Below are 23,611 nucleotides of genomic sequence, written 5' to 3' on the forward strand. Positions count from 1 at the left end.
GCGAACAAGAAGCAGACTTAAGTTAGTGGAGGAAGATCAGTGTTGAAGACAATGACGACGGTGCTGGCGATGTCGGTCGCCGCCACATTTGCGACCACCGAAGCCAGCCTGGCGCAAACCAAGCTGAAATGGGCCCATGTTTACGAGACCTCGGAGCCGTTCCACACCGCGTCGGTCTGGGCCGCGCAGGAGATCGGCAAGCGCACCAACGGGCGCTACCAGATCGACGTCTATCCGGCCTCGCAGCTCGGCAAGGAAGCCGACATCAACCAGGGCCTCTCGCTCGGCTCGGTCGACATCATCATCTCCGGCTCGAGCTTCGCGGCCAAGAGCTTTCCGCCGATCGGCGTGACCTATTATCCCTACACCTTCCGCGATGCCGATCACCTGCTCGCCTACACCAAGAGCGACATCTTCAAGGAGCTCGCCAAGGGCTATGAGGACAAGAGCGGCCATCACATCGTCGCAGTGACCTATTACGGCGTGCGCCAGACCTCGTCGAACAAGCCGATCAAGACCTGCGCCGACATGAAGGGCTTGAAGATGCGCGTGCCCGACGTGCCGGCCTACCTTGCGATGCCGCGCGCCTGCGGCGCCAACACCGCACCGATCGCATTCGCCGAAGTCTATCTCGCGCTCCAGAACGGCACGGTCGAGGCTCAGGAAAATCCGCTGACCACGATCGAGGCGAAGAAGTTCTACGAGGTGCAGAAGCACATCGTGCTCACGGGCCATATCGTCGACCACCTCAATACGGTGATCGCGGGCGCGCTCTGGAAGAAGCTTAGCGACGAGGACAAGAAGATCTTCACCGACGTCGCGCAGGAGGCCGCCGCCAAGGCGACCGAGGCGATCAAGGAGAAGGAGGCCAAGCTCGTCGCCTTCTTCAAGGAGAAGGGCTTGACCGTGACCGAGGTCGACAAGAACGAGTTCCGCGACACCGTGCTGAAGAACGTTCCGTTCGAGACCTTCGGCTATCGCAAGGCGGATTGGGAACGGATCCAGGCGGTGAAGTAAGGCGCGCCGTCGTTCCGGGGCCCGCGAAGCGAGAACTATGGTGCGCAATTGCGCACCTGAGAACCTCGAGATTCCGGGTTCGGCTCTTCGAGCCGCCCCGGAATGACGATTGAGATGTTTGGAGAGTAACCCATGTCCACCGCCGAAATACACCGGCAGATCACCGGCGACGAGATCGCCCATACCTTCGAGGAGGAGGGGACGCCGAAGATCGATCTCGGCGTCTACGCTTTCGAGGACTGGGTGGCGCTGGCGATCTTCTGGGTGATGGCGCTCGCCGTCTTCCTGCAGTTCTTCACCCGCTACGTGCTCAACGACAGCTATGCCTGGACCGAGGAGATCGCGACCTACTGCCTGATCGGCGTGGTGTTCATCGGCGCCTCGATGTGCGTGCGGCTGTCGCGGCACATCCAGGTCGACCTGATCTACCGCTATCTGCCTGGTGCCGTCGCGCGGACGCTGTCTACATTGATCGACCTGATCCGCATCGTCTTCTTCGGCTACGCCATCAAGCTGGTCTGGGTCTACATCCAGATCATCGGCGACGAATCCATGACCACGATCAACTTTCCCAAGAACTACGTCTATTACGCGGTGCTCGCCGGCTTCGTGCTGATGTTTGCGCGCTCGCTGCAGGTCGCTCTGCAGCATCTGCGGCAGGGCTATTCGATCCTCGAACGTCCCGGTGCCTACGACGGTTTTGAAGGGTAGTCTCATGCTGCTGTTGCTTGGCGGTTTTCTCGTTTTGATGCTGCTCGGCGTTCCCGTGGCGATTGCCATGGCCGCCTCGTCGCTGCTCTACATCCTCGTCAGCGGCGTGACGCCCGACGTCACGCTGGCGCAGCGCATGATCGCCGGCGTCGAGAGCTTTCCGCTGCTCGCGGTGCCGTTCTTCATCCTGGCCGGCAATCTCATGAACATCGCCGGCGTCACCGGGCGCATCTACAAATTCGCGGTCGCGCTGGTGGGCTGGATGCGGGGCGGCCTCGGCCACGTCAACATCATCGGCTCGGTGATCTTCTCCGGCATGTCCGGCACCGCGATCGCCGATGCCGCCGGTCTCGGCACCATCGAGATCAAGGCGATGAAGGACCACGGCTATACCACCGAGTTCTCGGTCGGCGTCACCGCGGCCTCCGCGACGCTCGGACCCATCATTCCGCCGTCGCTGCCGTTCGTGATCTACGGCATGATGGCGAACGTCTCGATCGGCGCCCTGTTCCTGGGCGGCGTCATTCCGGGCGTCGTCCTGACGCTGCTGATGATGGCGACCGTGACCTATTTCGCGCACCGCAATAAATGGGGCAGCGACACGCCGTTCTCCTGGCCGCAGCTCGGCTCCGCCGGGCTCGAGATCGTCGTGGTGCTCGCGTTCCCGCTCGCGATCTGGCTGATGGTGATGGCCGGCCTGTCGACCAATCTTGCGGTCGTCATCGGCCTCGGCGCGCTGCTCGCGATCGACTGGTACTTCGACTTCTCGGCGGTGATGGCGCTGATGGCGCCCGTCATCCTGATCGGCGGCATGACGCTCGGCTGGTTCACGCCGACCGAAGCCGCCGTCGCCGCGGTGATCTGGTCGCTGTTCCTCGGCCTCGTGCGCTACCGAACCATGACCCTGAAGACGGTGGCGAAGGCGACCTTCGACACCATCGAGACCACGGCCTCGGTGCTGTTCATCGTCACCGCAGCCTCGATCTTCGCCTGGCTGCTGACGGTGTCGCAGGCCGCCCAGCTGCTCTCGGACTGGATGCTCAGCATCACCCACAACAAATGGGCGTTCCTGGCGCTGGCCAATGTGCTGATCCTGTTCGTCGGCTGCTTCATCGACACCACGGCGGCGATCACCATCCTAGTGCCGATCCTGCTGCCGATCGTGCTCAAGCTCGGCATCGATCCGATTCATTTCGGCCTGATCATGACGCTGAACCTGATGATCGGCCTGTTGCATCCGCCGCTCGGCATGGTGTTGTTCGTGCTTGCCCGCGTTGCCAAGCTCTCAGTCGAGCGCACCACGGTCGCGATCCTGCCCTGGCTGGTGCCGCTTCTGCTCGCGCTGATCGCGATCACCTACATTCCTGAACTGACCCTCTGGCTGCCGAAATACATGGGACTCTCCAAATGACCTCGACCTCTCTCGCCGCAACGCTGTTTGGCCCCGAAGACCTGCGTATGGTCGAGCATCCGCTCGGTAAGCTCGCTGATGGCATGGTGCGCATCCGCTTCGGCGCCGGCGGCATCTGCGGCTCGGACATGCATTACTTCCGTCACGCCCGGACCGGCGACTTCGTGGTGAAGTCGCCCCTGGTGCTCGGCCACGAGATCTCGGGGCAGGTTGTCGAGATCGCAGGCTGGGCGGCGAATCTGAAGGTCGGCGACCGCGTCGCGGTCAACCCCTCGCGCTGGTGCGGCCATTGTGGCGCCTGCCGCGAGGGCCGGCAGAACCTCTGCGAGAACATCTACTTCATGGGCTCGGCGTCGAAGACGCCGCACATGCAGGGCGGCTTTGCCAATTACTTCGACGCCGTCCCCGCGCAGTGCGTGAAGATCCCGGATCATGTCTCCTACCAGGCTGCGGCGCTGGCCGAGCCTCTGGCGGTCTGCCTGCACGCGGTCGCGCGCGCCGGCAACATCAAGGGCAAGCGCGGCATCATTTTTGGTGCCGGCCCGATCGGGCTTCTCACCATGCTGGCCGCGCACCGTGCCGGCATGGACGACGTGACGGTCGCCGACATCGCGCCGGCACCGCTGGCTTTCGCGACCAAGCTCGGTGCGTCCCATGTCGAGAACGTCTCCGGAGGGGAAGAGGGTCTGAAGGCGCAGGCGGCCTCGCGTCCCTACGACGTCGCGTTCGAAGTCTCCGGCACCGCCGCGGGGCTTGCCAGCGCGATCGGCATCGTCAGGCGCGGCGGCGTCGTGGTGCAGATCGGCAATCTGCCTGGTGGCCAGATCCCGACGCCGTCGAATGCGGTGATGGCCAAGGAGATCGACCTGCGCGGCTCCTTCCGCTTCGGGCTCGAATTCATGACAGCGGTGGAACTGATCGGCGACGGCAGCGTCGACGTGCTGTCGCTGGTCACCGCGGAGCGGCCGCTCTCGACCGCGCCCGATGCGCTGCGCCTGGCCCTCGATCGCTCGCAGAGCGTCAAGGTCGTGCTGACCGCGAACTGATCGGAGAAGACCCATGCTCGAGGGATGGCGCTGGTACGGGCCGGACGATCCGGTCTCGCTCGACGATGTCAGGCAGGCCGGGGCGAGCGATATCGTCTCGGCGCTGCATCAGGTGCCGATTGGCGAAGCCTGGACGCGCAAGGCGGTGGAGGAGCGCAAGAATTTCATCGAGAACGGCCAGCCGGGCCGCTCGCAGCTGACCTGGTCGGTGGTGGAATCGATTCCGATCCCCGACGACGTCAAGCGTCTCGGGGCCAAGGCCACGAAATCCATCGACGCCTGGATCGCGAGCCTGGAGGCGGTGGCCGCCTCAGGCATCAAGATCATCTGCTACAACTTCATGCCCGTGGTGGACTGGTGCCGCACGGATCTGGAATGGGAGCTGCTGAACGGCGCCCGCGCCATGCGCTTCGACCAGGACCGTTTTGCCGCGTTCGAGCTGCACATCCTGAAGCGGCCTGCGGCCCTGCAGGAGTATTCGCCGCAAGCACAGGCGCGCGCGAAGGCGCTTTTCGAGCAGATGAGCCAGGCCGACATCGATTATCTTGTCATGGTCATCGCCAGCGCGCTGCCCGGCTCGACCACCGAGCCGATGACGATCCCGCAATTCCGCGACCGGCTGGAGACCTATCGCGACATCACGCCGAAGATCCTGCGGCAGCATCTGGCCGAGTTCCTCGCGCGCGTGACGCCGGTCGCCGAGCAGCTCGGCGTGTCGCTGACCCTGCATCCGGACGATCCGCCGCGGCCGCTGTTCGGCCTGCCGCGCATTGCCTCGTCCGCAGAGGATTATCAGGCGCTGTTCGATGCCGTGCCGTCGAAGGCGAACGGCATCTGCCTGTGCACCGGCTCGCTGGGCGTGCGGCCCGAGAACAATCTGCCTGAGATGGCCGAACGGTTCGGCCCGCGCATCGCCTTTGCCCATCTGCGCGCCACCAAGCGCGAGGCCGACGGTCTGTCGTTCTACGAGTCCGATCATCTCGATGGCGACGTTGACATGGTCGCGGTGCTCAAGGCGCTGCTGAAGGAGAACGCGCGGCGGGCTCCCGACAAGCAGATCGTGTTTCGCCCGGATCACGGCCACCGAATGCTCGACGATCTCGCCGCCACCAAACGAACCAATCCCGGCTACACCGCCATTGGCCGCCTGCGCGGGCTCGCCGAGCTGCGCGGCGCGATCCGCGCGATCGGGCATCGGTGATTGGCAGTTTCCCCATCGCCGCTGCTGGTGCTCTATTCTCCGTGTCATCGCCCGACTTGATCGGGCGATCCAGTACTCCGGGATAGTTGCGAGTCCTCGATCGGCCGCGGCGTACTGGATGCCCCGGTCAAGCCGGGGCATGACAGCGAGTGTATGGCGCTGCTGCCGTCTGTCTAGCGCGAGGGCGCAACGCTTGCCTGTCAGCCCGCGGTCGAAGAAGGCGGGCACCTTGGCCATCATCTCGGGGTTGCTACATGACCGAAGATGTGGCCGGCGTTTTCGCCTTGGCCCAAGACCGCCCGCCAGCCGCACCTGTAATCTGTTTCACAGGCGGATGCGCCGATCTGCGCTAGATGAGATCAGGCCCCGCCACCGCGCGGCCGGCTTCGGAGCTGGCGATGATTGCTGCATTGGCAAGAGCAATATCCCGCGCGACGGGAACCAACGTCGATATCGAAACCCTGAACATCCTGGTGATCTTCTCGGGCGCGGGCCTCCTGATCTCGCTCGTCGCCGCGATGATCTACGGACAGGCCATCAACGCCGCTCTGTTCTGAGCCCGTTTGGTCGGTCAGGCGACGGGATCTTCGGAACGGCTGCGCTCACGTGGCGCCAGCGGCGGGGCCTGCTTCAGGGGACCTGCCTGGCGTGACGCATCGCCGCTTGATGCGTGCTCGACCGGCGCGGGGCCGATGTCGCGATAGGCGAAAATCCAGATCAGAAAGCCCAGAACTGCCAGGCCGGCGCCGACCGGGCCGGTGGAGGTCCAGCCCAGCCCCTGGCGAATGGCGAGGCCGCCGAGGAAGGGGCCGAGCGCGTTGGCGGTGTTGAAGGCCGAATGGTTGAGCGCGGCGGCGAGCGCCTGTGCATCTCCAGCCACGTCCATCAACCGGGTTTGCAGGATGGCCCCGAGCGCGACACTGGCGCCGATGGCGAAGATGTCGATCGCGAGCAGCCAGGGATTGCCGGCGACGAGCGGAAAGACCGCGAGGGCCACGGCGGCGAAGACCAGGATGCCGCCCGCCGTCGGCATCAGCGCGCGGTCGGCGAAGCGCGGCACGAAGAGATTACCGAGCGTGGCGCCGATGCCGAAGATCGCGAGGAAAAACGGGATGACCTCGGTGCTGACCTTGGTGACCTCGATCAATGTCGTCGCCAGATAAGTGTAGACGGCGAACATGCCGCCGAAGCCGATAGCGCTGATCGCGAGCGTCGTCCAGACGCGGCGGCTCCTGAGTGCGCCGAGCTCGCGCAGCGGATCCGACCGGCCGGCCCGGTCGCGCGGGGCGAACAGCGCACAGAGCAGGACGGTGAGCAAGGCGAGCAGCGACACGAGGCCAAAGCTCGCGCGCCAGCCGACCATTTGGCCGATCAGATTGGCCAGCGGCACGCCGATGATGGTGGCGACGGTCAGGCCCAGCATGACCTGGCCGACCGCCTGCGAGCGGCGATGTTGCGGAACGAGCGAGGCCGCAACCAGCGCGGCGATGCCGAAATAGGCGCCGTGAGGCAGGCCCGAGAGGAAGCGGGCCGCGACCATCGAGCCGAAGCCGGGTGCCAGCGCGGTGAGGGCGTTGCCGAGTGCGAACACGGCCATCAGCGCCAGCAGCTGCGTGCGCCGCGCGAACTTCGCGCCGAGCACGGCAATCAGCGGCGCGCCCAGCACCACGCCGAGCGCGTAGGCGCTGATCGCGTGCCCGGCGGTCGGCTCGTCGATGTGAAGATCGGCCGCGAAGAACGGCAGCAGGCTCATCGATGCGAACTCGGTGGTTCCGATCGCAAAGCCGCCCATCGCGAGCGAGAACAGGACGATGGCGAGATGAGGAGGCGCTGAAGCCGGTTTCGATGTCGTGCTTGGCGAAGTCGCGGGAGGCGAGGGCGTCATGGGGCCTGCATGGGGCAAGGGAAGCCAGCCCAGCGAACGTCGCCACCCCTGCATTATTTCTCTCACCTACTTAAACGCGCATGTGTCTGCGTCAACACCGGAAGCTCGACGTCGGGCGGTGCGCATATCAGCGTCCCGGTTTGCTCAGAGCATCCGAAACGCGGAACGATGCCGGGCTGCTGTGCAGTGTTTCGGCTTGCACCTTATTTCCGCTTGTCTTACGCCACCTCGGAACAAATTTGCGCGAGGCCTTCAAACGCATCGCCGGAGCCTGCAGGGAGCTGTCATGACCATCCGAAACACCCGCACCGGGGGCCAGATCCTGATCGATCAGCTCGTTGCCCAGGGCGTCGAGCGTGTCACCTGCGTGCCGGGCGAGAGCTATCTGGCGGCGCTGGACGCGCTGCATGACAGCCCGATCGACGTCGTGATCTGCCGCGCCGAGGGCGGCGCCGCGATGATGGCCGAGGCTTATGGAAAGCTCACGGGACGGCCTGGAATCTGCTTCGTCACCCGGGGCCCCGGCGCCACCAATGCCAGCCATGGCGTCCACATCGCGATGCAGGATTCGACCCCGATGATCCTGTTCGTCGGCCAGGTCGACACCGGCATGCGCGAGCGCGAGGCGTTCCAGGAGCTTGACTACAAGGCCGTGTTCGGCTCGATGGCGAAATGGGCGGTCGAGATCGATCGTCCCGATCGCATTCCCGAGCTGGTCGCGCGCGCCTTCCGCGTCGCCATGCAGGGTCGCCCCGGTCCCGTGGTGATCGCGTTGCCGGAGAACATGCTGACCGAGACCGCAGCTGTGGCCGACGCCATGCGCATCGAGCCGGCGGCGAGCTGGCCGGCGCCTGCCGATATCGAGCGCGTCGGTGCGATGCTGGCCAGCGCCAAGGCGCCGCTCGTCATCCTCGGCGGCTCGCGCTGGACCGACGATGCCACCAGGAGCATCGCGCGTTTTGCCGAGCGCTTCGACCTGCCGGTCGCCACCTCGTTCCGCCGGGCCTCGCTGATCGACGCCGATCATTCGCATTATGCCGGCGATCTCGGCATCGGGCCGAGCCCTGGCCTGAAGGCGCGGATCGAGGGCGCCGATGTGATCCTGCTCATCGGTGGCCGCATGTCGGAGATGCCGTCCTCGTCCTACACGCTGTTCGACATTCCCTCGCCGAAGCAGAAGCTGATCCACGTGCATCCGGGCTCGGAAGAGCTCGGCCGCGTCTACCAGCCGGAGCTTGCGATCCAGGCGACGCCGGCCGCGTTCGCCGCCGCGGTCGAGACGCTGAAGCCTTCGGGCGCCGTGGCCTGGAAGGGCGAGGCCGCCAAGGCGCATGCCGATTACCTCGCCTGGACCGAGAAGGCGCGCGAGCTGCCGGGTTCGTTCCAGTACGGCCAGGTCATGACCTGGCTGCGCGATCGGCTGCCGAAGGATGCGATCGTCTGCAACGGCGCCGGCAATTATGCCGGCTGGATTCATCGCCACCACCGCTTCCACAGCTTTGCCTCGCAGCTCGCGCCGACCTCGGGCTCGATGGGCTATGGCGTGCCGGCGGGCGTGCTGGCGAAGCGGCAGTTTCCGGATCGCGTCGTGGTGGCTTTTGCCGGCGACGGCTGCTTCCTGATGAACGGCCAGGAATTCGCGACCGCCGTGCAATACGACGCGCCGCTGATCGTCATCGTCGTCGACAATTCGCAATACGGCACCATCCGCATGCATCAGGAGCGCGATTATCCCGGCCGCGTGGTCGGCACGCAGCTGAAGAATCCTGATTTTGCGATGTACGCTAAGGCGTTCGGCGGCCATGGCGAGCGCGTCGAGCGCACCGAGGAATTCGCGCCGGCGTTCGAGCGCGCGCTCGCCTCCGGCAAGCCGTCGATCCTCCACTGCATCATCGATCCCAGGGCGATCTCGGTCGGCAAGGATTTTACGCCGGCGGCGAAGGCGTAAGCGATGCCTACAGGCCGCCACGTCGCGATCATCGGAGCCGGCGCGGTCGGCGTGATCAGCGCCATCGAGGCGCTGCGCGAGGGGCATCGCGTCACGCTGATCGATGCGGGCGAACCCGGTGGCGAGCAGGCGGCGAGCTACGGCAATGCCGGCTGGCTGTCGTCGCATTCGGTGATCCCGCCGGCGGAGCCGGGCGTCTGGAAGAAGGTGCCGGGCTATCTGATGGATCCGCTCGGCCCGCTCGCGATCCGCTGGTCGTATTTGCCGAAAGCGCTGCCCTGGCTGATCAAGTACCTGCGCTCGGGCTGGACCGCGGCGCGAGTCGAGAAGACCGCGTTCGCGCTACGCGATCTGCTCAAGGACGCGCCGCTGTTGCATCGCAGGCTCGCGGAAGAGGCCGGCGTGCCCGAGCTGATCGAGCGCAACGGCGTGATGCACGTGTTCACCTCGCGCGGCAATTTCGACAACGATCTCGGCTGGCGCCTGCGCAGGAAGGTCGGCGTCGAATGGCTGGAGCTTTCCGCCGACGAAATGCGCCAGCGCGAGCCGGAGCTGCATCCGCGCTACACTTTCGGCGTGGTGGTGGAGGAGGCCGGACGCTGCCGCGATCCCGGCGCTTATGTCACAGCGCTCGCCCGGCATGCGCTGGCGAACGGCGCCGAGCTCGTGCGTGCCAGGGCGACGGGCCTCAAGCTCTCCGGCGACAAGCTGGTCGCCGTCCTCACCGAGACCGGCGAGATCGCTTGCGATGCCGCGGTGATCGCCGCCGGCGCGCATTCGAAGCAGCTCACGTCTTCGGTCGGCGATCCCCTGCCGCTCGAGACCGAGCGCGGCTATCACGTCATGATCGAGAACCCTGAAACAGGTCCGCGCAGCTCGATGATGGCCTCGGACGCCAAGATGGTGGTGAACTGGACCGACAAGGGCCTGCGCGCCGCCGGCACGGTGGAGATCGCGGGTCTCGAAGCCGCGCCGAACTGGAAGCGCGCCGAGATCCTGCGCAACCATCTGCTCGGCATGTTCCCGAAATTGCCGAAGGACATTCCGGCCTCGCGCGTCAAGACATGGTTCGGGCATCGGCCGAGCATGCCGGACGGTCGTCCCTGCATCGGCTATGCGCGCGCCTCGCGCGACATCGTCTATGCTTTCGGCCACGGCCATGTCGGCCTGGTCGGCTCGGCCCGCACCGGCCGCCTCGTCGCGCAGCTGTTGAGCGGCAAGGAGCCTGAGATTCCGCTCGCGCCGTTTTCGCCCAACCGCTTCTTCTGAGGTCGCGCCATGACTTACGCAGCCAACTCGACCTCCCGCATCGCCCGCGGCGGCAAGGCCATCTACGGCGCGCCGCTCGGCATCCTGATGCTGGAAGCGCGCTTTCCCCGCATCCAAGGCGACATGGGCAACGGCACGACCTGGCCGTTTCCGGTGCTCTATCGCGTGGTGAGCGGCGCCTCGCCGGAGAAGGTGGTGTTGAAGGGCGCGGCCGGGCTGCTGCCCGACTTCATCGACGCGGCGAGGGATCTGGTGCGGCTCGGGGCCGAAGCGATCACCACCAATTGCGGCTTTCTCTCGCTGTTCCAGAAGGAGATCGCGGCCGCCGTCGGCGTTCCCGTTGCGACCTCATCGCTGATGCAGGTGCCGTGGGTGCAGGCGACTTTGCCGCCAGGCAAGCGCGTCGGTCTCGTCACCGTATCAGGCTCGACCCTGACGCCGGCCCATCTCGAAGGCGCCGGCGTGCCGCTCGATACACCTGTGGTCGGCACCGAGCACGGCAAGGAATTCTTCCGCGTCCTGATCAAGGCCGAGAAGGAGGACATGGACATCGCGCAGGCGGAGCGCGACGTGGTCGAGGCGGGCAAGGAGCTCGTCGCCAAAAACCCCGACGTCGGCGCTATCGTGCTCGAATGCACCAACATGCCGCCCTACGCGGCGGCGCTGCAGGCCGAGGTCGGCCTGCCGGTCTACGACATCTATTCCATGATCACCTGGTTTCATGCCGGACTGCGCCCGCGCGTGTTCGCCTGATTTGCGGCTGTCGCGCAGCGCTTTACAACCTCTGCTTTCGTCTGAATTGCAATCGTTGCCGCGGGCCCGGTATATTTGCGCCGTGTTCGGGCATGAATGCAGCTGATGATGAGCAACGTGGAACTGGCTTCCGATAGTATCGTCGATCGCGTCTATGAGCAGCTCAAGGCGATGGCCGTGAGCTACGAGTTCAAGCCGGGTGAGCGGCTCAACGAGGGCGAGCTGGCAAAGCGCCTCGGCGTCAGCCGTACGCCGCTGCGCGAGGCGCTCAACCGTCTCAACACCGAAGGTTTCCTGCGCTTCGCGCCGGGCAAGGGCTTCTTCTGCCGCGAGCTCGACGCGCACGAGATCTTCGATCTCTACGAGCTGCGCAAATCGATCGAGGTCGCCTCGGTCCGCCTCGCCGTCAAGCGCGCCAGGGACGAGGACATCGATGCGCTCTTGAAATTCCTCGAAGCCACCGGCCCCGATCCCGGCGAGCGTTCCTCGATCGAGCTGGTCGAGCTGGACGAGACCTTCCACGAGCGGCTGATGGCGATGTCAGACAATGCCGAGATGCTGCGCGTCCTGCGCAACGTCAACGCCCGCATCCGCTTCGTACGCTGGATCGACATGGACAGCATCAACCGCTCCAAGACGCAAGCCGAGCACCGGGCCGTCGTCGAAGGCCTGAAGGCGCGGGACGAAGAGGCTTGCGTGTCGGTGCTCGAGAAGCACATCGACCGCCGCCTCGATCGGATCACGTCGGCGATCAAGGAAGGCTACGCGCAGATCTACATGCCGGCCGCGGCGCGAACGGCGGCGAATTGACGTCCGGCAGGGCGTCCATGTTGTGAGACGGCCGGTTGGCCCCTCACTCCGCCGCCGCCGTCATCCCGTAACCCAGCCGCTTCGAAATGCCGCCCGCACATTCCCGCAAGGCATGAGCGATCGGGCTGTCCCAGTGCGCGTCGAAAGTGCCTTCCGGTCCCATCGCGGTGATGACCAGCGCGACATGGCCGGAATGGTCGAACACGGGGGCGGAGAATGCGTTGACGCCGGGCAGGGGATCGCCGAGGGCGCGGGCGAGGCCATGCTTGCGGACCTCGGTGAGCATCTCGGCGACCTTGGCGCCTTTCACCGCGCGCTTCGGATTGTAGCCGACGCCCTGGCGATCGAGCCCGCTCTCGAGCGCGGCACTGATGGTCTGCTCCGGCAGGAACGCCGCGAAGGCGCGTCCCGTCGCGGTCTCCAGCAACGCCATCACCGAGCCCGGTCGCATCACGATGTGGACAGGCTGGGCCGGCTCTTCGATCTGCACCACGGTCGGGCCATGCGTGCCCCACACCGCAAGCGAGACCGCATGCCCGATCTGGCTCGCGAGCGCGGCGATCTTCGGCCGCGCGATGCGGACGCCCGAGAGACGACGCAGGCTGATCAGGCCGAGCTCGAGCGCCAGCGCGCCGATTTCGTAGCGGCCGGTGGTCTCGTCTTGCTCGATCAGGCCGATGCGGGAGAAGCTGGCGAGATAAGGATGGGCCTTGGCCGGCGTCATGCCGGCCTCGCGGGCGAGATCGCGCAGCATCATCGGCTCGCCGCATCTGGCGAGCGCGCGGAGCAATTCTCCGCCGACCTCGATCGACTGAATGCCGCGGCTTTCTCGCTTCATGCGCCTCCGATGCGCCTGAGTTCTCGTTTGAGCATGCTCTTTTCGGAAAACCGCTGCACACTTTGCGCTAACGCGGCCCTTCGGGTCCGGATCATGCTTTACGCCGCGTCGCGCTTGGCGGCGCTGTCGGCGAGATGACGGCCGGCAATGTAGCCGAAGGTCAGCGCCGGCCCAAGCGTGATACCGGCGCCCGGATAATTGCCGCCCATGATGCTCGCCATGTCGTTACCGGCGGCATAGAGCCCGGGAATCACCCGGCCCTCGGCGTCGAGCGCCCGGGCGTTCTCGTCGGTGACGATGCCGGCATAGGTGCCGAGATCGCCGATCATCATCTTGATGGCGTAGAATGGACCACGCTCGATCGGCGCAACGCAGGGGTTGGGGCCGTGCAGCGCGTCGCCTTGATAGCGATTATAGGCTTTGGAGCCCTTGCCGAAGGCCGCGTCTTGGCCCAGCGGTGCGGTCGCATTGAATTGCCTGACGGTTTCGGTGAACGCTTTCGCGTCGATGCCGGCCTTTGCCGCCAGGGCCTCCAGCGTGTCGCCGCGCATGAGATAACCGGTATTGAGGTGATGACCCAGCGGCATCGGGAAGGGCGGCACGCAGCCGAGACCGTATTTCCGGAGCGTCTTGTGATCGCAAACGAGGTAGGCCGCGATCTCCTCGCCCGGCTTGGCCGCTTTGATCATGGCTTGGACGAAGTCGTGATAGGAATTGCCTTCGTTCGCAAAACGCTTGCCGTCGCGCATCACAGCGATCACGCCCGGTTTGGCGCGGTCGATGAAATGCGGCATCACGCCCTTCGAGCCGTCCTTGCGCGTGGTCAGCGAGACCGGCACCCAAGCTGCTGCGTTCGGCAGCCGATCCTCGACATGTCCGCCCGCGTTCTCGGCGAGGCGCAAGCCGTCGCCGGTATTGCCGGTCGGCCCAGGCGAATAATGCTCCTGGCCGGTCGGCGCGTGCGGGAACATCTTCTTGCGCCGTTCGACATCATGCGGGAAGCCGCCGCAGGCGAGCACGACGCCTTGCCGTGCCCGGACACGGACGTCGCGCCCCTCGCGCGAGACGATCGCGCCGGTGACCGCGCCGTTCTCCACCGTGAGCTCGCGCACCGGCGAGGACAGCCACATCGGGATCTTCAGATCCTGGGCGGACTTGGCGAGGCGACCGGCGAGGGCATTGCCGTTGGTGAGCGTCATGCCGCGGCCGTAGCGAAGCACGTCCATCAAATGCCGCGACAAGCGCTTGGCGACGTACACCGCCGACGTCAACGACTTCGTCACGCGCATGAAGTGGATGATCTCCTTGCCGGAGCCCAGCATCATGCCGAACACGGTGAGCTCGGGCAGCGGCATGCCGAGCACCTTGATCTGATCGCCGAGCTCGCGACCGTCGAACGGGCGCGTCACCATGGAGCGGCCGCCCTGCGCGCCGCCGGGCGCTTCGGCATGGTAATCCGGAAACACCAGCGGCATGTCGAAGCGGAGCGCGGTCTTGGTGTTGAAGAAGTCGACCGCTTCGGGGCCTGCGGACAGAAACGCATCGACGCGCGCGGCGTCGAAATTGTTGCCGGCCTCGTGCCGCAGATAGGTGCGGGCCTGCTCCGGTGTTTCCTGGATGCCATAGGCCTTCGCCAGCGAGGTGCCGGGAATCCACAGCCAGCCGCCGGAACGGGCGGTGGTGCCGCCGAACCGCGGTTCCTTCTCGACAACAAGCACGTCGAGGCCGCGATATCTCGCAGTGATCGCGGCCGACATGCCGGAGCAGCCAGATCCGGCGACGAGCACGTCGCATTCGTAAGTTTCAATTGCGCTCTGCTCGCTGCCGGTCATGTCTCACCTCACTTCTTCAGGAGTGGGCATTTGGATTCGGAGACCGGGCGGAAGGCGTCCTCGCCTTTCACCGTCTTGATGATCTCCAGATAGTCCCAGGGCTCCTTGGACTGCTCGGGCGTCTTGACCTTGGCCAGGTACATGTCGCGGATGACGCGGCCGTCCTCGCGCAACTTGCCGCCATGGACGAACGTATCCTCGATCGGCAGCTCGCGCATCTTCGCCATCACCTTGGCCGGATCGTCGGTGCCGGCGGCCTTGATGGCCTTGAGATAATGCAGCACCGAGCCGTAGACACCGGTGTGGATCATGGTCGGCATCACGTTGGTGCGTGCGAAGAATTTCTTCGACCAGGCACGGGTTGCCTCGTCCATGTTCCAGTAGGAGGCCGTGGTCATGTAGGTGCCCTGCGCGGCCTTCAGGCCGATGGCGTGCACGTCAGTATCGAACATCAGGAGGCCGACGAGCTTCTGGCCGCCCTGGACCAGGCCGAACTCGCCGGACTGCTTGATGGCGTTGTCGGTGTCCTGGCCGGCATTGGCGAAGGCGACGACGTCGGCTTTCGAGCTCTGCGCCTGCAGCGCGAAAGAGGAGAAGTCGGCAGTGTTGGTCGGATGCTTGACGCCGCCGAGCACCTTGCCGCCCATCTCGTTGATGAAGCGCGTGGCGTCCTTCTCGAGTTGCTGGCCGAAGGCATAGTCCGCCGTGATGAAGTACCAGGACTTGCCGCCTTCCTTGATTACGGCCGAGGCCGTCACCTTCGACAGCGCGTAGGTGTCGTAGGTGAAGTGCACGGTGTTCGGGCTGCACAGCTCGTCGGTCAGCGAGCTGGCGCCGGGGCCGGAGAGCAGGGCGATCTTGTTGCGCTCGCGCACCATGTTGTGCACGGCGATCGCAATGCCGGAATTGGGGATGTCGACGACGGCGTCGACCTTGCCGTTGTCGAACCAGCCGCGCACGATATTGACACCGACGTCGGTCTTCATCTGATGGTCGGCGCTGATGATCTCGATCGGCTTGCCGAGCACGGTCGGCCCGAACTCTTCCACCGCCATCTTGGCGGCCTCGACAGAGCCCGGCCCGGAATTGTCGCGACCCCAGCTCGACAGATCCGTCAGCACGCCGATCCGCACCACGTCGTCGGAGACTTGCGCGGTGGCGGCCGTGGTCACGGCAGCTGAAGTCATGGCCGCGAGCATGGCGCAGGCCAAAAGCCCTCTCATCGTCGTTCCCTCTTCTTTGGGCCGCTTGGATGCGGCCGGTTGTTCTGAGGCTAAGTTAGATAATAGCAAATTAGTTTGTCAATGACGAAGAGCGGCTAGCTGGGCTTCCATGGCTGCCGCGAGGACTTGCGGAGAGGGGTGCACTGTTGTCTCAACAGCCGTCATTGCGAGCGAAGCGATGCAACCCAGACTGTTTTCGCGGAGACATCCTGGATTGCTTCGTCGCAAGAGCTCCTGGCAATGACGGGCGTTGTGAGAGAAGCGACGGGAAAATCTCGCACGGTGATCTCGGCGGCATGCAACACTCTCGCAAGTTGCAACCTTTATTGCGATTGGCCATGATGCCCCCTGGAATAAGGGGCGGATGACATGGCGGCAGCAACGGGGGTCTCCGCTGCGGCGGAGAGGTCGACGACGGCGCATGTGGTGTGGGCGAGCGCGCTCGGCACTGCGATCGAGTGGTACGACTTCCTGATCTACGGCACCGCGGCCGCACTCGTGCTCAACAAGCTGTTCTTCCCGAGCTTCGATCCCTTTGTCGGCACGCTGGCGGCGTTCTCGACCTATGCGGTCGGCTTCGTCGCGCGGCCGATCGGCGGCGCGATCATCGGGCATTATGGCGACCGGCTCGGCCGCAAGACCATGCTGGTCGCGACCATGATCGCGATGGGGCTCGGCACTTTCCTGATCGGCTGCCTGCCGACCTACAGCCAGATCGGCGTGTGGGCGCCGATCCTGCTGGTGATCCTGCGCTTCGTGCAGGGCATCGGCCTTGGCGGCGAATGGAGCGGCGCAGTGGTCATGGTGGTCGAGCATACGGGCTCGAGGCGCGGCTTCTACGGCAGCCTGGTGCAGATTGGCTTTCCCGTCGGCGTCGCGGCTTCCACCGGCATCTTCGGACTGATGACGCAACTGCCCGAGGCCGACTTCCTCAGCTGGGGTTGGCGCGTGCCGTTCTGGATCAGCATTCTGCTGGTCGGCGTCGGTTTCATCGTGCGCATGAGGCTCGCCGAGACGCCGCACTTCAAGGCCGTGGTCGAGCGCAAGGAAGTCTTGGCGCAGCCGGTCTGGGACGTTCTGCGGCGCGACTGGCGCAGCTTTCTGCTCGCGATCGGCATCACGGTGTCGGAAGTCGGGCTCGCTTATCTCCTCACCGTCTTCACCGTGGTCTATGCCACGACGAAACTCGGCCTGCCGCGCCAGGTGAGCCTGAATGCGGTGGTCTATGCCGCGCTCGTCGAGTTCGCGACGCTGCCGCTGGCCGGCTGGCTCTCCGACATCTTCGGCCGCAAGGCGCTCTATCTCGCCGGCGGCGTGTTCTCGGTGGCGCTGGCGTTTCCGCTGTTCTGGTTCCTCGACACCAGGGAGCCGGTGCTGATCACGCTGGCGCTGGTCGTCACCATGACGCTGACGCATGCGCTGCTGTTCGGGCCCAAGGCCGCGTTCATGCCGGAGCTGTTCCGCACCCAGGTGCGCTACAGCGGCGCCTCGCTCGGCGCAAATGTCGCAGCCGCCTTGAGCGGCGGCTTCTCCCCGCTGATCGCGGCCGCGCTGCTGGCCTGGGCCGGCACCTACTGGCCGGTGTCGCTCTACATCGTCGCGCTCTCGATCGTCACCATCGTCGCGACTTTGCTGGCGCCGGAGACCGCCCGCGAGGGATTAAGATCCTGAAAACCATTGCTCCGTCGCCCCTCCGCGGCCCCAAAATTTTTTTGGAGGGGTCCCTTGAAATCGCCGGCGGTTTTTCTAAGTCGTTTTTCGCCGCGAGAGCGGTGTGCCGGGCGCCAGATCGGGTCCGGCGCGGGCGCCGGGCCGGTCTTCGGACCCTGTCTGATACCCTGTTCCTGCGCTCCTTCGTATCCATCTTGCTCTCAGGAGGACTTGGTTATGAGGACCAGTTTCGACTTTGCGCCCCTGTGGCGTTCCACCATCGGCTTCGACCACCTGGCCGACCTCGTCGACAGCACGCTGCGCCAGGCGACCGAGGACAACTATCCCCCCTACAACATCGAACGTTCCGGCGAAGATCACTACCGGATCAGCCTTGCCGTGGCGGGTTTCGGCGCCAGCGACATCACGGTGACGGCCGAGCAGAACGCGCTCACCATCGAGGGCCGGAAGCCCGAGACTGCTGCGCGCGAATACCTGTACCAGGGCATCGCCGCGCGCCCGTTCCGGCGCGTGTTCAACCTCGCCGACTATGTCCAGGTCAAGCAGGCTTCCTTCCAGGATGGTCTGCTGATCATCGACCTCGTCCGCGAGGTTCCGGAAGCCATGAAGCCGCGACGGATTCCGATCGCGGGTGGCACTCCTGCGGCATCGCAGATCGAGCAGAAGAAAGCAGCCTGAGCGCTCAATCGGTCCAGTGGCGGAACGCGGCGTGCGAAGCGCGCCGCGTTCCCCGATGCATCAAGGAGAGAACCATGGCTTTTCGTGACCTCATTCCCTGGTCTGGAAAACAGGAGCTTGCGCCTGCGCGCGACAATTTCGATCCCTTCCTGACGCTGCATCGCGAAATGAACCGTCTGTTCGACGACGTCTTTCGCGGATTCGGCGGCACCGGCCTGTCGCCGCTGATGGAAGGCCGCTTCGGCTGGCCGAAGGTCGAACTCGGCGAGACCGACAAGACGGTGACCGTCTCGGCCGAGCTTCCCGGCCTCAACGAGAAGGACGTCCAGGTCGAGATTGCCAACGGCGTCCTGACCGTGCGCGGCGAGAAGAAGGCGGAGCGCAACGGCGAAGGCCGGTACTTCACCGAGCGCTACTACGGCGCCTTCGAGCGGCAGATCCCGCTGGAGGGTGTCGATGAGGACAAGGCCGAGGCGTCGTTCAAGGATGGCGTCCTGACCGTGTCGCTGCCGAAATCCGAGAAGGCGCGCGAGGGCGTCAAGCGCATCGCGATCAACACGCATTAACGTGAAACCCGGGCGGCGGCGACTGGCGCCGCCGTCCTGGTCAACAAACCCGTCCCTTTGAAAGGAGCATGAGGGAGGCACTGCCAATGACCAACGTGAATGCCAATGCCGGCACTCTCAATCCGCTGTTTCATCCCGCCGCCCATTACGACTCGCCTGCCGAGGTCCTGAATGCGCAGGAGCTCTCGACGCCGGAGAAGCGCATCATCCTGTCGTCCTGGGCGTCCGACATGTATGCGGTGGAATCCTGTCCTGGCCTGCGCGAGATTCCCGGCATGAGCCATACGGTCCGGCTCGTCGAGATCCTGGCTGCCTTGCGCAAGCTCGACGGGGACAACGACAATGACGACCCGCCGCGCGGCGGCGGCGTCCCGATGCGGCTGCGGCGGCCATGGGCCGCCGTAGAGGGGCGAAGTGCATGATGCTCACGCAGACCGTTCTCGGACTCGTGCTGCTCGGCCAGGTCTCGGCGGCCTGGGCTGTTCCGTTTCTGGCTCTGCAGGGCCTTGTCGCCACGCCACGTGGCGAGAGCTGAGGCCAAAGTCTTCCATTCGATCCGAGGCAAGGTGGCAGGTGATGACGATGCGTGCTGTGCGTCCGTTCTTGCTGGCGATGCTGGTGCTGACGCTCACGGCGTCGCAGCCTGCCGCCGGCCAAATCCCCGATTTCAAGACCGGCGGCTCGGTGCCGACCTTGGCGCCGCTGGTGCGTCAGGTGACGCCGGCCGTCGTCAACATCTCGGTCCACGGCCGGGTGCGCGAGGACAATCCGCTCTATCGCGACCCGGTGTTTCGCGAATTCTTCGACGTACCCCGCCAGATCGAGAAGGAGGTCAGCGCGACTGGCTCCGGCGTGATTGTCGATGCCCAGCGCGGCTACGTGCTGACCAACAATCACGTGGTCGAAGGCACCTCCGCCGTGCAGGTCACGACCAAGGACGGCAGGCAGTTTTCCGCGAGGGTCATCGGGCGCGATCCGCCCACTGATATCGCGGTGCTCCAGCTCCAGAGCCCGGCCGGGCTCAAGGCGCTCGCCTTCGGCGACAGCGACGCGCTGGAGGTCGGCGACTTCGTGCTCGCGATCGGCAATCCCTTCGGCCTCGGTCAGACGGTCACGTCCGGTCTCGTCAGCGCGCTCGGCCGGACCGGGCTCGGCAAGCAGGGTTATGAGGATTTCATCCAGACCGATGCCGCGATCAATCCCGGCAATTCCGGCGGTGCGCTGGTCAGCCTGCGCGGCGAACTCGTCGGCATCAACTCCGCGATCATCTCGCCCGCCGGCGGCAATGTCGGCATCGGCTTTGCGATTCCCGTCAACATGGCGCGCAAGGTGATGGAGCAGATCATTGCCAATGGCCGGGTGGAGCGCGGCCGTATCGGCGTCTCGCTGAGGGAGCCACATCCATCGGTCAACAGAGGGCTGACCGAAGGCGCCGTCATCGCCGAGATCGCGGCGGATTCGCCCGCCGACAAAGCGGGCTTGCGGAAAGGCGATATCATCACCAGAGCGGATGATCGTCCGATCCGCACCGCCGCCCAGCTCCGCAATACGATCGGCCTCGCGCGCATCGGCGAGGATGTGAAGCTCGCCGGGCTGCGCAACGGTGTGCCGTTCGCGGTTGTCGTCAGGGTGGCGCCTGCGACGGAATCGAGCAGTGCGCTCGCAGGCCCCGGTCGCCTCGTCCGCTAAAAGCGCGATGAGATCAAGTTCGATCGGCGCCCCGAGGCACCTCTCCCGAAGGGAGAGGTCGGATCGCATCGTAAGATGCGATCCGGGTGAGGGGTTACAGTCTCAGTGATTGCTGCGGCCCCTCACCCGGATTGCTCTGGACGATGCTTTGCATCGCCGGGGAGCAATCCGACCTCTCCCCTCCGGGGAGAGGTGAACCCGGGCCGAGCCCTATTTCATCAGCCGCTCAGGCCGCGCGGTGATCCAGCCCGTCCTGCAGGTCCCGGATCAACCGGTGCTCGCGTTCGATGCGTTGCCGGAAGAGCTCGCGCTCGTGCTCGCTTTTCGCGCTTGCAAGCAGAAGCTTGTAATGGCCGATGACTTTCTCGCTGCCGCGGATGAGCAGTTCTCGCTGACGGATCATTGCACCGCTCCCCGCACATCGATCGGCGCATGGGTCGCAGCGAAAGCCACGGGGAAGGTCGTCGCGGTCAAGCCCTCGAGCGCCGACCGCTCCTCTGCAAGCCGTCTCTCGATGAAATGACGCTCCAGCTCCGACAGCCTGGTCTTGAGCAGCCGCCGGTAGCGGTGGATGTTGTTGCGGTGCGCACGAATGCGGGCCAGATTCTCATCGAGCATCGTCGTCTCTCCAGACGGTCGCGTTTGATTCCTTGATTTTTGAGAGCGAGAAAGCGAGCTTTCTCGGCGAAAAAAATAGGCGGCCGGAATTGCGTGTCAAGAGGTTAGCGCGCGTGCCATGGTGCCGTGTGCGAGCATTGGCGCGGCCCTCGATTGGCTCTATGACTGTCGCCGACAACGATCGGCGAAATGCAGGGAGTGACGCCATGACAAGAACCAGCCGCCGTAGCGTGCTGACCGCCGCAGCCGCGATGACCGCGGCGGGTATCGCCGAAGCAACGCCGGCCGCAGCACAGGCCGCACCCAAGCCGATCTTTCCGGTGCCCATGGTGACGATCCCGATCGTCGGCGAGAGCCAGGTGTTTCAGGTCCGCCGCATCTACTGCATCGGCCGCAACTATGCCGCGCACGCGATCGAGCGCGGCTCGGATCCGAACCGCGAGCCCCCGTTCTTCTTCCAGAAGCCGACCGACGCGATCCAGAACGTGGCGATCGGGGAGGTCGCCGATCATCCCTATCCGTCGCTGACCAAGAACTATCATCACGAGGTCGAGCTGGTCGCCGCGCTGAAGTCAGGCGGCACCAACATCCCGGCCGACAAGGCGCTCGACCATGTCTATGGCTACGCGCTGGGCCTCGACATGACCCGGCGCGATCTCCAGAACGGCATGGCCGCGGAGAAGAAGCCGTGGGAGATCGGCAAGAGCTTCGATCACGCCGCGGTGCTCGGCCCGATCCATCCCGCGACCAAGACCGGCCATTTCGAGAAGGGCGCGATCTCGCTCGCCGTGAACGGCACGGTGCGGCAGAACTCGGACCTCAGCAAGATGATCTGGAGCGTCGCCGAGCAGATCGCAAAGCTGTCGGAAGCGTTCGAGCTCAAGGCCGGCGACATCATCTATTCCGGCACGCCGGAGAATGTCGGCCCGGTGGTGAAGGGCGACGTGCTGCTGTGCAAGCTCGAAGGCCTGCCTGACATGTCGATCAAGATCGTCTAGCGCGCGCGGGCCGCCGCCGGGAACCGGGAGCGCAGGCTCGGGTTCCATCGGCGATTGCCCCGTCTTGGGCCATAAACAAACCCGCTGTGGCCATATTTGAATAAGAGTGATCTCCCATGAGGGAGACGCTTCGATGAACAGGGCTCTGATCATTGCCATCCTGCTGCTGGCTGGCGTGCCGGCAAGCGCAATTGCGCAAGAGCGCGCCGGTTCTGCGGCGTTGGGCGCCGTGTCCGGTGCTGTCGTGCTCGGTCCGGTCGGTGCCGTCGCGGGCGCGGTGATCGGCTATACCGCCGGACCTTCCATCGCGAGATCATGGGGCTTGAGAGGCTCGTCGCGGTCGGCAAGACATCGGCAGCCCTCGCGTCGCGAGGCGTCCCCCGTTGCCGCGGCCAGCGCTCCGCCGCGCACGCGCCAGGCGATGGAAGCCAACGGTCAGATGAGAGCTGCAAGCAATCCGCCGGTGCAGGCCGCCCCCGCGGCGCAGCCGGCTCAAGCTGCGCCCGCGGAGACCACGATGCCGCCCGTTCAGGGATTCGAGTAGAGCGAGGCCCTAGCTCAGGCCGAGGATCTTCTGCGCGGCACGAAGGTGTGGCTTGTCGATCATCTGGCCGTCGAGCCGCAGCGTGCCGGAGTTCGGACTACTCGCGAACGCCGCGATCACCTTCTCCGCCCAGATGCGCTCGGCCTCGGTCGGCTCGAATGCCGCGTTGACGATGTCGACGTGCTTGGGGTGGATCAGCGCTTTCGCCGAAAACCCATCGCGCCGCGCCGCGCGCGTTTCCTGCTCGAGGCCTGCGAGATTGTCGATGTCGGTATAGACGGTGTCGATCGCTGCGACCTCCGCCGCGGCCGCCGCCATCAAGCAGAGATCGCGCGCCAGCCGATAGGGGCTATGGAATACGCCGCCGGTGGCCTTTTCGGTGGCGCCGAGTGAGGCCGAGAGATCTTCCGCGCCCCACATCAGGCCGGCGAGGCGAGGGGAGCAGTTCTTGTAGCTGCCGAGACCGAAGATCGAACTCGCGGTTTCGGTGGCGACGCAGACGATCCGCGTTGTGCCCACCGCGATGCCTGATGCCGCCTCGAGCGCTTCGAGCCAGGCCGCGACCTTTCGCACGTCGTCGCCGCCTTGCGATTTCGGCAGCACGATGCCGTCCGGCCGGCCCGGCATTACCGCGGCGAGATCGGTCAGCGTCATGCCGGTGTCGAGCGCGTTGACGCGGACATAGAGCTGGTGCGAGCCCGGGCGGCTCTTCAACATCTCCAGGGTCAGGCTGCGCGCCTCCGGCTTCTTGTCGGTGACGACGGAGTCCTCGAGATCGATGATCAGCGCGTCGGCCTTGCCTTCGCTCGCCTTCGCGAATTTGCGCGGGGAATCGCCCGGCACGAACAGCATGGAGCGCATCAGACCGGCCTCTCGTGCATCATCGCCATGCGGCGGCATTTG

Annotated in this window: 24 protein-coding genes; 17 read left to right on the forward strand and 7 right to left on the reverse strand. The window is 65.4% G+C overall.

The window, feature by feature from the left end:
- Positions 1–51 precede the first annotated feature (51 nt).
- The 6 genes from X265_RS09040 to X265_RS40355 all read left to right on the forward strand — a co-directional run bounded on the left by X265_RS09040 (position 52) and on the right by X265_RS40355 (position 5,943).
- On the forward strand, positions 52–1,017 hold the full coding sequence (locus X265_RS09040) for a sialic acid TRAP transporter substrate-binding protein SiaP (RefSeq protein ID WP_128969190.1): 966 nt from the start codon (positions 52–54) through the stop codon (positions 1,015–1,017).
- 132 nt (positions 1,018–1,149) lie between these two features.
- Positions 1,150–1,728: a TRAP transporter small permease gene (locus X265_RS09045; protein ID WP_128964500.1), complete on the forward strand. Its 579-nt coding sequence runs from the start codon at positions 1,150–1,152 to the stop codon at positions 1,726–1,728.
- Positions 1,729–1,732: 4 nt separating this feature from the next.
- On the forward strand, positions 1,733–3,139 hold the full coding sequence (locus X265_RS09050; RefSeq protein WP_128964501.1) for a TRAP transporter large permease: 1,407 nt from the start codon (positions 1,733–1,735) through the stop codon (positions 3,137–3,139).
- Positions 3,136–4,185, forward strand: a complete 1,050-nt coding sequence (locus X265_RS09055; RefSeq protein WP_128964502.1) for an L-idonate 5-dehydrogenase — start codon at positions 3,136–3,138, stop codon at positions 4,183–4,185. The genes X265_RS09050 and X265_RS09055 overlap by 4 nt, the downstream gene beginning before the upstream one ends.
- 13 nt (positions 4,186–4,198) lie before the next feature.
- A complete protein-coding gene (uxuA, locus tag X265_RS09060; protein WP_128964503.1) occupies positions 4,199–5,386 on the forward strand; it encodes a mannonate dehydratase in 1,188 nt (395 codons plus the stop codon).
- Positions 5,387–5,784: 398 nt separating this feature from the next.
- A complete protein-coding gene (locus X265_RS40355) occupies positions 5,785–5,943 on the forward strand; it encodes a hypothetical protein (protein ID WP_164938482.1) in 159 nt (52 codons plus the stop codon).
- A 14-nt stretch (positions 5,944–5,957) separates the two neighbouring features.
- Here X265_RS40355 and X265_RS09065 read toward each other — a convergent pair whose 3' ends face one another.
- On the reverse strand, positions 5,958–7,271 hold the full coding sequence (locus X265_RS09065; RefSeq protein WP_128964504.1) for an MFS transporter: 1,314 nt from the start codon (positions 7,269–7,271) through the stop codon (positions 5,958–5,960).
- Between the two features lie 286 nt (positions 7,272–7,557).
- Here X265_RS09065 and X265_RS09070 point away from each other — a divergent pair, with 286 nt between their 5' ends.
- The 4 genes from X265_RS09070 to X265_RS09085 all read left to right on the forward strand — a co-directional run bounded on the left by X265_RS09070 (position 7,558) and on the right by X265_RS09085 (position 12,051).
- Complete coding sequence (locus X265_RS09070) at positions 7,558–9,219, forward strand: thiamine pyrophosphate-binding protein (RefSeq protein WP_128964505.1); 1,662 nt, start codon at positions 7,558–7,560, stop codon at positions 9,217–9,219.
- Positions 9,220–9,222: 3 nt separating this feature from the next.
- Positions 9,223–10,488: an NAD(P)/FAD-dependent oxidoreductase gene (locus X265_RS09075; protein ID WP_128964506.1), complete on the forward strand. Its 1,266-nt coding sequence runs from the start codon at positions 9,223–9,225 to the stop codon at positions 10,486–10,488.
- Between the two features lie 9 nt (positions 10,489–10,497).
- The gene (locus X265_RS09080) at positions 10,498–11,241 is read left to right on the forward strand and encodes an aspartate/glutamate racemase family protein (RefSeq protein WP_128964507.1); all 744 of its coding nucleotides are present in this window, start codon (positions 10,498–10,500) and stop codon (positions 11,239–11,241) included.
- Between the two features lie 105 nt (positions 11,242–11,346).
- A complete protein-coding gene (locus X265_RS09085) occupies positions 11,347–12,051 on the forward strand; it encodes a GntR family transcriptional regulator (RefSeq protein ID WP_244659238.1) in 705 nt (234 codons plus the stop codon).
- A gap of 43 nt (positions 12,052–12,094) precedes the next feature.
- Here the strand turns inward: X265_RS09085 and X265_RS09090 are convergent, their stop codons facing one another.
- From X265_RS09090 to X265_RS09100, 3 genes are all read right to left on the reverse strand, one after another.
- On the reverse strand, positions 12,095–12,889 hold the full coding sequence (locus tag X265_RS09090; protein WP_128964509.1) for an IclR family transcriptional regulator: 795 nt from the start codon (positions 12,887–12,889) through the stop codon (positions 12,095–12,097).
- A gap of 98 nt (positions 12,890–12,987) precedes the next feature.
- On the reverse strand, positions 12,988–14,721 hold the full coding sequence (locus X265_RS09095) for an FAD-dependent oxidoreductase (protein WP_128964510.1): 1,734 nt from the start codon (positions 14,719–14,721) through the stop codon (positions 12,988–12,990).
- A gap of 8 nt (positions 14,722–14,729) precedes the next feature.
- Positions 14,730–15,944: an ABC transporter substrate-binding protein gene (locus X265_RS09100; RefSeq protein ID WP_128964511.1), complete on the reverse strand. Its 1,215-nt coding sequence runs from the start codon at positions 15,942–15,944 to the stop codon at positions 14,730–14,732.
- Positions 15,945–16,313: 369 nt separating this feature from the next.
- Here X265_RS09100 and X265_RS09110 point away from each other — a divergent pair, with 369 nt between their 5' ends.
- From X265_RS09110 to X265_RS09130, 5 genes are all read left to right on the forward strand, one after another.
- Positions 16,314–17,615 carry an MFS transporter gene (locus X265_RS09110; RefSeq protein WP_128964513.1) on the forward strand — a complete coding sequence of 434 codons (1,302 nt, stop codon included), beginning with the start codon at positions 16,314–16,316 and terminating at the stop codon, positions 17,613–17,615.
- 216 nt (positions 17,616–17,831) lie between these two features.
- Positions 17,832–18,293 (forward strand): Hsp20 family protein, encoded by a 462-nt coding sequence (locus X265_RS09115; protein WP_128964514.1) that lies wholly within the window; start codon positions 17,832–17,834, stop codon positions 18,291–18,293.
- A gap of 74 nt (positions 18,294–18,367) precedes the next feature.
- Positions 18,368–18,859 carry an Hsp20/alpha crystallin family protein gene (locus X265_RS09120; RefSeq protein WP_128964515.1) on the forward strand — a complete coding sequence of 164 codons (492 nt, stop codon included), beginning with the start codon at positions 18,368–18,370 and terminating at the stop codon, positions 18,857–18,859.
- An 86-nt stretch (positions 18,860–18,945) separates the two neighbouring features.
- Positions 18,946–19,281: a hypothetical protein gene (locus X265_RS09125; protein WP_128964516.1), complete on the forward strand. Its 336-nt coding sequence runs from the start codon at positions 18,946–18,948 to the stop codon at positions 19,279–19,281.
- Between the two features lie 151 nt (positions 19,282–19,432).
- Positions 19,433–20,548, forward strand: coding sequence for a trypsin-like peptidase domain-containing protein (locus X265_RS09130; protein ID WP_128964517.1), 1,116 nt, complete (start codon positions 19,433–19,435; stop codon positions 20,546–20,548).
- A 226-nt stretch (positions 20,549–20,774) separates the two neighbouring features.
- Here the strand turns inward: X265_RS09130 and X265_RS40360 are convergent, their stop codons facing one another.
- The gene (locus X265_RS40360) at positions 20,775–20,951 is read right to left on the reverse strand and encodes a hypothetical protein (protein ID WP_164938483.1); all 177 of its coding nucleotides are present in this window, start codon (positions 20,949–20,951) and stop codon (positions 20,775–20,777) included.
- Entirely contained in the window at positions 20,948–21,166 is a 219-nt protein-coding gene (locus X265_RS09135) for a hypothetical protein (protein ID WP_128964518.1), read from the reverse strand. Before X265_RS09135 ends, X265_RS40360 begins: the two co-directional genes overlap by 4 nt.
- 206 nt (positions 21,167–21,372) lie before the next feature.
- Here X265_RS09135 and X265_RS09140 point away from each other — a divergent pair, with 206 nt between their 5' ends.
- The gene (locus X265_RS09140) at positions 21,373–22,164 is read left to right on the forward strand and encodes a fumarylacetoacetate hydrolase family protein (RefSeq protein ID WP_128964519.1); all 792 of its coding nucleotides are present in this window, start codon (positions 21,373–21,375) and stop codon (positions 22,162–22,164) included.
- 133 nt (positions 22,165–22,297) lie between these two features.
- Entirely contained in the window at positions 22,298–22,708 is a 411-nt protein-coding gene (locus tag X265_RS09145; RefSeq protein WP_164938484.1) for a hypothetical protein, read from the forward strand.
- A gap of 9 nt (positions 22,709–22,717) precedes the next feature.
- Here X265_RS09145 and X265_RS09150 read toward each other — a convergent pair whose 3' ends face one another.
- The gene (locus X265_RS09150; protein WP_164938984.1) at positions 22,718–23,569 is read right to left on the reverse strand and encodes an HpcH/HpaI aldolase/citrate lyase family protein; all 852 of its coding nucleotides are present in this window, start codon (positions 23,567–23,569) and stop codon (positions 22,718–22,720) included.
- Between the last annotated feature and the right edge of the window lie 42 nt (positions 23,570–23,611).

It is taken from the genome of Bradyrhizobium guangdongense, from assembly GCF_004114975.1.
Classification (GTDB): Bacteria; Pseudomonadota; Alphaproteobacteria; order Rhizobiales; family Xanthobacteraceae; genus Bradyrhizobium; species Bradyrhizobium guangdongense.